This is a genomic window from Actinopolyspora mortivallis, assembly GCF_003001495.1.
Taxonomy (GTDB): Bacteria; Actinomycetota; Actinomycetes; order Mycobacteriales; family Pseudonocardiaceae; genus Actinopolyspora; species Actinopolyspora mortivallis_A.
In genome coordinates this window covers 1-10,931 of record NZ_PVSR01000064.1, presented here as the reverse complement: position 1 = coordinate 10,931, position 10,931 = coordinate 1, and the positions used below count along the sequence as shown (strand labels likewise).

The following is a 10,931-nucleotide window of genomic DNA, read 5'->3' as shown; positions in this document are numbered from 1 at the left end:
GTCAGGAGCAGGCCGCGCACCCCCGCCCGCCCGGCCCCGGCGGACCAGGCACCGTGGAACCCCCAGCGCGGCAGTTCGATGCCGTTCCACCGCTACCGCCCCTTCCAGGAGCTGGTCGAGGACGTCGCCCTGCCGGACCGCACCTGGCCCGACCAGCGCATCACCCGCGCTCCCCTGTGGGCGGCCGTGGACCTGCGGGACGGCAACCAGGCCCTGATCGACCCGATGTCGCCCGCGCGCAAGCGGCGGATGTTCGAACTGCTGATCAGGATGGGTTTCAAGGAGATCGAGGTCGGGTTCCCCGCCGCGAGCCAGACCGACTTCGACTTCGTCCGCGAGATCATCGAGGACGAGGCCATCCCCCGGGACGTGCGCATCCAGGTGCTGACCCAGGCCCGCCCGGACCTCATCGAACGCACCTTCGCGTCCCTGGAGGGGGCGCACTCCGCGATCGTGCACCTGTACAACTCGACCTCGATCCTGCAACGCAGGGTCGTGTTCGGCGAGGAACGCACCGGGATCACCAAGATCGCCCAGCAGGGTGCCGAGGTCGTGCGGGAGTGCGCGGCGAAGCAGCCGGACACGGACTTCCGCTTCCAGTACTCCCCCGAGTCGTTCACCGGCACCGAGCTGTCCTACGCGGTGGAGGTCTGCGACGCGGTCACCGAGATCTGGGAACCCACCCCCGAGAGGCCGGTGATCCTCAACCTGCCGGCCACGGTGGAGATGGCCACCCCGAACGTCTACGCGGACTCCATCGAGTGGATGAACCGCGCGCTGTCCCGTCGGGACTCGGTGATCCTCTCGCTGCACCCGCACAACGACCGGGGGACCGCCATCGCCGCGGCGGAGCTCGGCTACCAGGCCGGAGCGGACCGGATCGAGGGCTGCCTGTTCGGCAACGGTGAGCGCACCGGCAACGTGGACCTGGTCGCGCTGGCCATGAACCTGTTCAGCCAGGGGGTGGACCCCCAGTTGGACATCTCCGACATCGACTACGTCAAACGCACGGTCGAGCACTGCAACCAGCTTCCCGTTCCCGAGCGGCAGCCCTGGGGCGGCGAACTGGTCTACACGGCCTTCTCCGGCAGCCACCAGGACGCGATCAACAAGGGGCTGCGCGCCCACCGCCAGGCCGCCGAGCGGGCGGGGGTTCCGGAGGACGAGTACCCGTGGGAGGTGCCCTACCTGCCGATCGACCCCAAGGACGTGGGGCGCAGCTACGAGGCCGTGATCCGGGTCAACTCGCAGTCCGGCAAGGGCGGCATCGCCTACGTGATGAAGACCGAGCACCAGCTCGACCTGCCGCGCAAGCTGCAGATCGAGCTGTCCAAACTGGTCCAGCAGCGCACCGACTCCGAGGGCGGCGAGGTGGAGCCCCACGAGATGTGGGAGGTCTTCGCCGGGGAGTACCTGGACTCGACCACGCCGCTGGAGCTGGTCCGACAGCGGATCGGCGGTGAGGCCGGCGAGGAGACCACGGTCGAGGCGACCGTGCGGGTGGACGGCGTCGAACACCCCGTCACCGGCAAGGGCAACGGCCCCATCGCCGCGTTCGTGAACGCGCTGGCCACGGTGGGCTACGAGGTACGGGTGCTGGACTACCACGAGCACGCCATGACCTCCGGTGACGACGCCAAGGCCGCGGCCTACCTGGAGTGCTCCCTGGACGACTCCTCCGGCACCGCGCGGGTGCTCTGGGGCGCGGCGATCGACACCTCCACCGTCACCGCCTCGTTGAACGCCGTGGTCTCGGCGGTGAACCGGGCCCACCGCTGAACCCGCTCCGGGGAGCCGTCCCACCACACCGACGGCGGACGGCTCCCCGGGCCCGCCCCGCGAACGGGGGAGACGATCACGATCCGGTGAAAAGCCGCCGGCACGGCGGGAACACGGTTTGCCAGGACGCCCGGACACCGGTTCACTGGACGGAGATCACCCGAGCCGAACGGAGGTGGCGCACGGTGGGCACCCGTGAGCGCGGCGAGCAACTCGACCCGGAAGGGCTGAGTTGGAGCGTTCCCTGCCACACCTCCCCCACGGACTCCGAGGACGGGGAGGAGGACGTGCGGGTTCTCGTGCTGGGTGACCGGATCGGCCTGGTGCTTCCCCCCGGCGAGACCCTGGTGCTCACCCCCGAGGAGGCCGAGGAGTTCTCCGAGCTGCTGGACACCGCCAGCGCCTCCTCCGGTTCCTGAACGGGACCGACTCACCCCGACTCCGCGGGGGGCCGGCCCCGCTCGATCGACTCCGCGTAGTGGCAGGCCACCAGGTGCCCTCCGCCGACGTCCCGCAGGGACGGACGCTCGACGTCACACACCCCCGGCCTGCTCCAGGGACAGCGAGTGTGGAACCGGCACCCGCTCGGGGGAGCTGCCGGCGAGGGAAGATCCCCCGGAAGCAGGATCCGTTCCCTGCGGTCCTCCACCTCGGGGTCGGGCACCGGGACGGCGGAGAGCAGCGCCCTGGTGTAGGGGTGCATCGGACGCTCGTACAGCACGTCCGAATCGGACTCCTCCACCAGCACACCCAGATACATCACCCCGACGCGGTCGGCGACATGGCGCACCACGGCCAGGTCGTGTGCGATCACCAGGTAGGTCAGCCCGAACCGCTCCTGCAGGTCCCGCAGCACGTTGAGCACCTGGGCCTGCACCGAGACGTCCAACGCAGACACGGGCTCGTCGGCCACGACCAGCTCGGGCCGCACGGCCAGCGCCCGGGCTATGCCGATGCGCTGGCGCTGGCCACCGGAGAACTCGTGCGGATACCCCCGCAGCGCACCGGCGGGCAGCCCCACGGCGGAGAGCAGTTCCCGCAGCAGACGGCCGGTGCTCTCGCTCCCCTCGTCCAGATCGTGCGCGCGCAGCGCCTCCACCAGCAGGGACTCCACGGACTGCCGGGGGTCCAACGAGGACAGGGTGTCCTGGAACACCATCTGCATCCTGCGACGCATACGCCGCAGTCGCCGTCCGGACATGCCGGACAGCTCGGTCCCGTCGAAACGGATCGAGCCACTGGTGGGGCGTTCCAGCCGGAGCAGGGCCTTGCCGAGGGTGGACTTGCCACAGCCGGACTCACCGACCAGCCCGTAGGTGCGGCCTCGTTCGATCCGCAGCGACACCCCGTCCACCGCGTACACCCGTCCCACGGTCCGGTCGAACACCACACCGCGCCTGATCGGATAGTGCACGCACACCTCGTCCAGCTCCACCAGGGCGTCGCCGGTGTGCTCGGTCGGGGGCTCGGTTTCCGGCGGCCGCGCGGGGCTCGGGGCGGGCTCAGTCATGGGACGACTCCGTGTTCCCGACGTCGGTGTCCAGCGGGTTGTGGCAGCGCAGCAGCCGCTCCGGGCCGACCTTCTCCACGACGGGAGAGCGTTCGGAGCACACCGGCAACGCCGAGGCACAGCGCGGGCTGAACGCGCACCCCACCGACCAGGGGATGTTGTTCTCGACCGAACCGGAGATCGGGGCGAGCCGCCGTCCGCGCGGGGTGTCCAGGCGGGGAACCGACTCCAGCAGCCCCGCCGTGTACGGGTGGCGGGGGGCGGCGAAAAGCGCGTGCCGATCGGCGCACTCCACGATCCGCCCGGCGTAGAGCACGTTCACCTCGTCACACATCCCCGCCACCACCCCGAGATCGTGCGTGATCAGCACCAGCGCCGTCCCCGTCTCGGCGACCAGCTCGCGGAGCAGGCTCAGGATCTGGGCCTGGATGGTCACGTCCAGCGCGGTGGTGGGTTCGTCGGCGATGAGCAACCGCGGCCGGCAGGCCAGCGCCATGGCGATCAGCGCCCGCTGGCGCATTCCCCCCGAGAGCTGGTGGGAGTACTCCCGCAGCCGACGACGGGGGTCGGGGATCCCCACCCGGTCCAGCAACGACTCCGCCTCCCGGGTGGCGGCGCGGCGGGACATGCCCCGGTGACGTTCCATCACCTCGGACACCTGGATCCCGAGGGGAACCACCGGGTTGAGCGAGGTCAGCGGATCCTGGAAGACCATGCTCATGTCGCTGCCCCTCCTGCGGTCCCACTCCCGCCGGGACAGCCCCAGCAGCTCCGTGCCGTCCAGCACGACCGATCCGGACACCTCGGTCCCGTCCCGGGGCAGCAGCCCCATGACCGCCAGGGAGGTCACGGACTTCCCGCACCCGGACTCACCGACCAGCCCCACCGTCCTGCCGGCGGGAACGTCGAAGGAGACCCCGTCCACGGCCGCCACCGTCGGTTCTCCCCGGCGCACGAACCGCACGGCCAGATCACGCACCTCCAACAGGGCCATGGGCGCTCATCTCCGCTTCTTCGGGTCGAGGGCCTCGCGCAACGACTCGCCGACGAGCGTGAACCCCAGCGCGACGACGATGATGCAGCCGGCGGGCCAGAAGGCCAGCTGGGGATGGGTGTCGAAGAAGTCCTGGGCCGAACCGAGCATCTGTCCCCACTCGGGGGTGGAGGTGTCGGCCGAACCCAGACCCAGGAAGGACAGTGCGGCGGCGTCGATGATGGCCACGGCCAGCATCAGGGTGGCCTGCACGATCACCGGCCCCAGGGCGTTGGGCAGCATGTGCCGGAACACCACCGAGCGTTCGCGCACGCCGAGGGCCCTGGCCGCGAGCACGTGGTCACTGGCCCGCTGGGCGAGCATGGTTCCGCGCAGCAGCCGCCCGAACACCGGGATCTGCACGGTGGCCACCGCGATGATCACGGTGAACCGGGACTGCTGCTGGAACAGCGCGCCGATGGACACCGCCAGCAGCAGCGAGGGCACCGAGAGCAGCACGTCCACCACCCGCATGACCAGGGTGTCCACCCACCCTCCGAACGCCCCGGCCAGGATTCCCAGGGTCAGCCCTCCCCCGAGGCCGAGCACCGTGGCCGTCAGCGCCACCAACAGGGTCTGCTGGGAACCGATCAGCAGCCGGGACAGCAGCGGCCTGCCGTACTGGTCCCCGCCGAGCGGGAACCCCGGTTGCGGGGCGGGGATGCGGTTGTCGGCCCGGGACACCTGGTCCTCCAGCAGCCGCAGCGCCGGGTCGTGGGCCGCCAACAGCGGGGACACCAGCGCCAGCAGCGCGAAGGCCGCGATGATCCCGGCCCCGAGGAGGAAGGTGGGGTTGCGGCGCAGTCTGCGCCACGCGGAGGCGGCGAGGCTGACCCCGGCCGTGGTCGTCGGGGTGGACTCGGCCAGCTCGTCGAGACGTTGTCCGCGGCGCGTTCCCGGAAGCATCAGCGTCCTCCCCCACTGCCGAGGAGGGACCGCCGAGGATCGGGCGGGCGAGTCCGCACCGGATCGGCGGGGACACGACGGCCGGGCCCCGACCAGGCCCGCGTCCGGAGGAACGGCATCATCCCACCGTCCTTTCCGCACGGAGTGCCCACCGGCCTCGGCGGAGGATCACCGGGTGCGCAGCCGGGGGTCGATGACCGCGTAGGCGAGGTCGACCACGAGGTTGACCAGCACGTAGACCATGGCCGTGGCCATGATCACCACCTGGAGCACCGCGTAGTCCTGCCGCTGGAAACCGAGCGAGAGCGCCTGTCCGATCCCGGCTATGTTGAAGACCTGCTCGGTGAGCACCGCCCCGGACAGCAGCGCCCCCGTCTGCAACCCCACGGTGGTGACCACGGGCAGCATCGCGTTGCGCAGGACGTGCCGGGTGCGGATCACCGTCGCGCCGAGCCCCTTGGCCCGGGCCGTGCGCACGTAGTCCTCCTCCAGCACGTCGAGCACCGAGGCCCGGGTGATGCGGAAGATCACCGCGAAGGGGATGGTGGACAGGGCCGCGGCGGGCAGCAGCAGGTGCAGCAGGGCGTTCCACGCCGCGTCCCACTCCCTCGTGAGCAGCCCGTCCAGCACGTAGAAGCCCGTGGCGTGCGTGGCGTTCGTCCCCGCCTCCTGACGTCCGGAGGCGGGCAGCAGGCCCAGTTCGATGGCGAAGACGTACTTCAGCAGGAAGGCCAGGAAGAACACCGGAACCGCCACTCCCAGCAGTGACCAGGTGATGCTCAGGTTGTCCAACCAACCGCCCTGGCGACGTCCGGCGACGTAGCCGAGGGGGATGCCCACCAGCACCGCGATCGTCAGCGCCAGCACCGAGAGTTCGATCGTGGCCGGCATCCGCTGGAGGAACACCTCCAGGGCGGGGGTCCCCGGCTGCACCCCGGTGGAGACACCGAAGTCGCCGGTGACCGCACGCCCCAGGAACCTCCAGTACTGCACGTACAGCGGCTGGTCCAGCCCGAGCTGCTCGACCAGTTCGGCCCTGGACCGCTCGGTGGCCCGCTCCCCCAGTAGCGCGGACACCGGGCCTCCCGGCAGGGCGCGCAGCCAGGCGAACAGCAGCAGCGACAGGACGAGCGTGACGATCACGAGCTGCCCGAGTCGTCGGACGGTGTAGCGAAGCACTCCGGCCCCCTGGGGTCGCGGTCCGCGTCACGGCCATACCCGTCAGTTCTCCACCCGCACCGTGGAAAACCGCTCGGCGGTCAGCGGGGACGGGACCAGTCCCTCGACGTCCGGGGAGGTGACGATGGCCGGGGGTGAGTGGGCCAGCGGAACGGCGGGCAGGTACTCCGACTTCAGGTCCCGGTTGATCTCGGCGTACATCCGCTCCCGGCTCTTCGGATCGGGTTCCCGGTCGGCGGCTTCGAGCCGGTCGGCCAGCTCCCCGCCCCAGGGGGCCGGTTCGGTGTAGAACTGGTTGTTCGTGCTGCCGAAGAAGGTCCCGATGAAGTTGTCCGGGGAGTTGTAGTCACCGGTCCAGCCGAGCAGGAAGACCTGCGCCTTTCCCTGGTTCACGTCCGAGATGTAGCCACCGTTCCACGGTTTGCTGACCGGTTTCACCCTGATCCCGGCCTCGCGGAGGTCCCCGGCGATGGCGTTGAAGATCCCTCGTGGGTCGGGCATGTACGGCCGGGTCACCTGGGTGGGCCACCAGAACTCGATCTCCGGGTTCGGATGCCCGGCCTCCCGCAGCAGCTCACGCGCCCGCTCGGGGTCGTGGGGGTACTTCGCGGTGTCCGAGACGTGACCGTCCACGGAGTCCGGATAGAACAGCTCGGCCACCTCGGCCCCCGCGGGCAGGTTGGCCTCGACCAGGTTGCGTCGGTCGACGGCGTGGGCCAGTGCCTGACGGACCCGCAGGTCGCGCAGCGCCGGATTGTCCCGCTGCGAGATCCCCATGTAGAGGATGTTGAACGGGTCGCGGACCCGGACGTCGAAGCCCTGCTCCCGCAGGGACGCCAGATCGGCCGGGTTGGGGTAGTCGTAGCCGTCGATCCCACCGGAGAGCAGTTCCTGCTTGCGCACGGACTCGTCGGGGATCACCTGGAAGACGAGCCGGTCCACTCCGGCCTGCTCCCCCCAGTAGTCCTCGTTACGTTCGAGCACCACGGACTGGTTGCTCTCGTCGTGGGAGGCGAACTCGAACGGGCCCGTTCCCGTGGGGTGCTTCCGGGCGTACTCGGAGTACTCGAAACTGGATCCGCGAGCGCGGACCTCGTCGGCCCCGTACTTCTCCATCGCGGTGGGGGACTGGATGCTGAAGGAGTCCAGCCCCAGGGCGTCGGGGAACTTGGAGGTCGGTCTGGTGAGTTCGATCACCGCCGTCCCCGCATCGGGGGCTTCGCAGGAGGAGTACAGCGAGGGCCTCTCGTCCGAGGCGAACCCTCCGAAGGTCTCGATCCAGTAGTAGGACAGCGCCGCGTTCCGCCCGGGACCGGTCTGGTGGTACCAGCGTTCGAAGTTGGCGCAGACCGCCTCGGCGTCGAACGGGGTCCCGTCGTGGAACTCGACTCCCTCCCGCAGGTGGAACGTCCACCGTGTACCGTCCTCGGAGGACTCCCAGTCCGTGGCCAGCTCCGGTTCGATCTCGGCGGTTCCCGGGGCGAAACCGACGAGGCCCTCCATCATCTGCCGGGTCACCCGGAAGGTCTCACCGTCAGAGGCGTAGAAGGGATCGAACAGGGCGGGAGCACCGGCGGCCCCGAAGACGAAGGTGTCCCCGCCGTCCCCCTGGCGTTGGGACTGCACGCACGCGGACAGCGAGACGGCCAGGACGGCGGCCAACCCGGCGGCCGTGATCGCACGTCCCGATCGCGAGGGGCGGGAACCCGTCGAACTGCCTACACCCATCGCTCACTCCGGTGTGTCGTATCTCTCAGAGTGATGCAGACAGTAACCCCGTGAGTGCCGTGCGATCAGGACCCGTGCATTACGATCCCGCTACGATACCGGGAGAAAAAACCGGCAAATCCGCGAAAGCGGTGGGCATCACGGACGCGTTCGGCGTTGCCCGCGCCGCCGATGAGTCCCTCACCCGGCGGGGGTCACCACGAAGTCGGCCCGCTGTCCGGGGCGGTCGGCCTCGAACCAGTGACGTTCGAACTCCTGCCACCGCAACAGCTCCGCCCGGCTGTCCACACCGTCCCGGGCCACGGCGCGCGCCAACCTCGTGGCGGCGTCGGCGAGTTCCGTCCACACCGCGGTGGTCACCCGCCCGGCCAGTTCCGCCCGACCGGAGGAAACCCCCTCCAGCACCAGCACGTCGGGCACGGGGACCTCCACGGTGCGGCCCGTGACCGGAACCCCTTCCGGCCACTCCACCCGCCGGTACCGGCCGGACCGTCCGCGACTCAACGGCTCCAGCACCCCGGAACGCAGCCGCGGCCACCACCCCACCGGCTGTTCCCAGGTGGCGAAGTCGTCGGTGGGCACCAGCGCCGTCTCCATCCCGCGGGCACGCAGCCGGGCGAGCACCCGCGCGGCGAACGTGGACTTTCCGGACCCGGAGGGGCCGTCGATCGTGACCAGCCGCACCGGCCCGAGTCCGGGGGAACCGCGCAGCACGTGCCCGGCCACCGCCTCGGCCGCGGTGTCGTCGGCGCGGCCGCGCCACGCGCTCGCGGAAGTACCACCGACCGGAATATCCCCCCGCCGAGGGACGCTCACACCGACCGTCTCCCGGACAACGCCCTGCCGAGGGTGAGCTCGTCGGCGAACTCCAGGTCACCGCCCATAGGCAGCCCCGACGCCAGGCGGGTGACGCTCAATCCCGGGAAGTCCTGCAACAGCCGGACCAGATAGGTCGCCGTGGCCTCGCCCTCGGTGTTCGGGTCGGTGGCGATGATGATCTCGGTGATCTCGTCCGTGCCGATCCGGTTGACCAGATCACGGATGCGCAGCTGGTCGGGTCCCACCCCGGAGAGCGGGTCGAGCGCGCCGCCGAGCACGTGGTAACGCCCCCGGAACTCGCGGGTGCGTTCGACGGCCAGCACGTCCTTGGGCTCCTCCACCACGCACACCACGCGCGGGTCGCGCCGCGTGTCCCGGCAGATCCGACACCTCGTCTGCTCCGAGATGTTGCCGCAGACCTCGCAGAAGACCACGCCCTCCTTCACACGTTGCAGCGCGTCCTGCAGGCGTGTGACGTCCGCCGGTTCGGCGGACAGCAGGTGGAAGGCGATGCGCTGCGCGCCCTTCGGACCGATTCCCGGCAGTCTGCCGAGTTCGTCGATCAGATCCTGGACAGGCCCTTCGTACACTCGTCTCCCGTCACATTCCGGGCAGACCGAGTCCGCCCATGTCCATACCGCCCTGGCCACCGAGCGCGTTGGTCAGCGGCCCCATCTTCTCGCTCTGCAATTCCTGGGCGGCCCGGTTCGCGTCCCGAACGGCGGCCACCACCATGTCCGCGAGGGTCTCGGTGTCCGAGGGGTCGACCACCTTGGGGTCGATGGTCATGGACTGCAACTCCCCGGCACCGGTGACGGTGGCGGTCACCATGCCGCCACCGGCGGTTCCCGTCACCTCCGAATCGGCGAGTTCCTGCTGAGCGGTCATCAGCTGCTGCTGCATCTGCTGAGCCTGCTTCATGATTTCCTGCATGTTCGGCTGCTGGCCACCAGGTTGCACCGTGGCTCCTCTCCGATTCGGCTGAACCGACCTGTTCGAACGAAAAGTCTCGTTTCCTCCCAGCGTAGTCGCCGCCCCGTCCGGGCACCGTGTTGCCCGACCCGGGCTCCCCGCCCGGCGGGAAACCCGGGGGGAAACGAGCCGGGGAGCCCGTCACTGGTCGATCCGGCGCGCCCCGAGCTCGCTGGCGAACAGCTCGACGGCCTCCTCCTCCGGATCCCGGGGGGCCACGGCCCCGGACGGAACACCGGCCATCCCCTCCCCGGAGGTCTCGGCGGGCACCTGCCGGACCGGTGGGGGCGTTTCCCCGGGCGGCTCGGCGGGCCCGTCGGGCGGGGGTTCGGGAACGTCCGGCGGTTCGGGAGGTTCCGGCTCCTCGGGCGGTTCCGGTTCCGCAGGCGGTTCCGGCGGTTCGGGCGGCTCCGGAGGTGCCGGGGGCTCCGGCGGCTCGTCAGGTGGCGGTTCCCGCCGGGCGGCGGGAGAGGTGGGGGTTTCCGGCTCGCTGCGCTCCGCTGCCCCCTCCGCCACCCGTCCGTTCGTGGTGGGCCCCTGCGCGGCCGGGGGGTCCGGTTCGGACCGCGCGGGTCGTTCCGGGGCGGCAGCGGGGCCGGGACCGGCTGTCGTCGGGGACGCGCCCGTCCCTCCGGAGGCGGTGGGTTGTTCCCCCGGCTGCTCACCGTCGACGAGGCACTCGACGGACCACTCCCCGCCCAGCACCTCGCGCATGGCCTCCCGGACGTGCTCGACCCGGTTGGCCCGCCCGAACTGTTTGCGCAGCCCCTCCGTGGGCATCGAGAGCACCAGGGTGTCCCCCCGCAGCTCCCGCACGTTCGCGTTGAGCAGCAGCGCCTGGGTGGGCCGGTTGCGTTCGGCCACGGCCCGCAGCAGTTCGTTCCAGGTCTGACGCAGTTCGGCCGAGGGCGTGCCTGCGGGTCGGGGCTGTCCACCCGTCTCGGGTTCCGCGCTCCGCTCCTCCCGCGCGGGCGGGTTCGGCGGAGCGGTGGGGGCAGGGGCGGC

10 protein-coding genes and 1 pseudogene are annotated in these 10,931 nt (G+C 70.7%); 2 read left to right on the top strand and 9 right to left on the bottom strand.

Annotated features, from left to right (window positions below):
• Together leuA and CEP50_RS19260 are read left to right on the top strand one after the other, a co-directional pair.
• The coding region (gene leuA, locus CEP50_RS19265) for a 2-isopropylmalate synthase (protein WP_181188467.1) at nt 1-1,779 on the top strand (1,779 nt) is incomplete at its 5' end.
• A gap of 185 nt (nt 1,780-1,964) precedes the next feature.
• Complete coding sequence (locus CEP50_RS19260) at nt 1,965-2,198, top strand: hypothetical protein (protein WP_146134869.1); 234 nt, start codon at nt 1,965-1,967, stop codon at nt 2,196-2,198.
• An 11-nt stretch (nt 2,199-2,209) separates the two neighbouring features.
• Here CEP50_RS19260 and CEP50_RS19255 read toward each other — a convergent pair whose 3' ends face one another.
• The 9 genes and pseudogenes from CEP50_RS19255 to CEP50_RS20195 all read right to left on the bottom strand — a co-directional run.
• On the bottom strand, nt 2,210-3,289 hold the full coding sequence (locus tag CEP50_RS19255) for an ABC transporter ATP-binding protein (protein ID WP_258175430.1): 1,080 nt from the start codon (nt 3,287-3,289) through the stop codon (nt 2,210-2,212).
• Complete coding sequence (locus tag CEP50_RS19250) at nt 3,282-4,283, bottom strand: ABC transporter ATP-binding protein (RefSeq protein WP_106115325.1); 1,002 nt, start codon at nt 4,281-4,283, stop codon at nt 3,282-3,284. Before CEP50_RS19250 ends, CEP50_RS19255 begins: the two co-directional genes overlap by 8 nt.
• Before the next feature lie 6 nt (nt 4,284-4,289).
• Nucleotides 4,290-5,228: an ABC transporter permease gene (locus tag CEP50_RS19245; protein ID WP_106115324.1), complete on the bottom strand. Its 939-nt coding sequence runs from the start codon at nt 5,226-5,228 to the stop codon at nt 4,290-4,292.
• 168 nt (nt 5,229-5,396) lie between these two features.
• Nucleotides 5,397-6,407, bottom strand: coding sequence for an ABC transporter permease (locus tag CEP50_RS19240; protein ID WP_106115323.1), 1,011 nt, complete (start codon nt 6,405-6,407; stop codon nt 5,397-5,399).
• 42 nt (nt 6,408-6,449) lie between these two features.
• Entirely contained in the window at nt 6,450-8,135 is a 1,686-nt protein-coding gene (locus CEP50_RS19235; protein WP_106115322.1) for an ABC transporter substrate-binding protein, read from the bottom strand.
• Between the two features lie 180 nt (nt 8,136-8,315).
• A complete protein-coding gene (locus CEP50_RS19230; protein WP_181188466.1) occupies nt 8,316-8,951 on the bottom strand; it encodes a uridine kinase family protein in 636 nt (211 codons plus the stop codon).
• Entirely contained in the window at nt 8,948-9,544 is a 597-nt protein-coding gene (gene recR, locus CEP50_RS19225) for a recombination mediator RecR (protein WP_019855946.1), read from the bottom strand. Before recR ends, CEP50_RS19230 begins: the two co-directional genes overlap by 4 nt.
• A gap of 10 nt (nt 9,545-9,554) precedes the next feature.
• Complete coding sequence (locus CEP50_RS19220; protein WP_019855947.1) at nt 9,555-9,914, bottom strand: YbaB/EbfC family nucleoid-associated protein; 360 nt, start codon at nt 9,912-9,914, stop codon at nt 9,555-9,557.
• A 153-nt stretch (nt 9,915-10,067) separates the two neighbouring features.
• A pseudogene (locus CEP50_RS20195) lies at nt 10,068-10,931 on the bottom strand (DNA polymerase III subunit gamma/tau); the annotation flags it as partial.

Coding starts and splice junctions, on each gene's coding strand:
- CEP50_RS19235 (WP_106115322.1), bottom strand. CDS start 8,135: ATGGGTGTAGGCAGTTCGACGGGTTCCCGCCCCTCGCGATCGGGACGT.
- CEP50_RS19255 (WP_258175430.1), bottom strand. CDS start 3,289: ATGACTGAGCCCGCCCCGAGCCCCGCGCGGCCGCCGGAAACCGAGCCC.
- CEP50_RS19250 (WP_106115325.1), bottom strand. CDS start 4,283: ATGGCCCTGTTGGAGGTGCGTGATCTGGCCGTGCGGTTCGTGCGCCGG.
- CEP50_RS19245 (WP_106115324.1), bottom strand. CDS start 5,228: ATGCTTCCGGGAACGCGCCGCGGACAACGTCTCGACGAGCTGGCCGAG.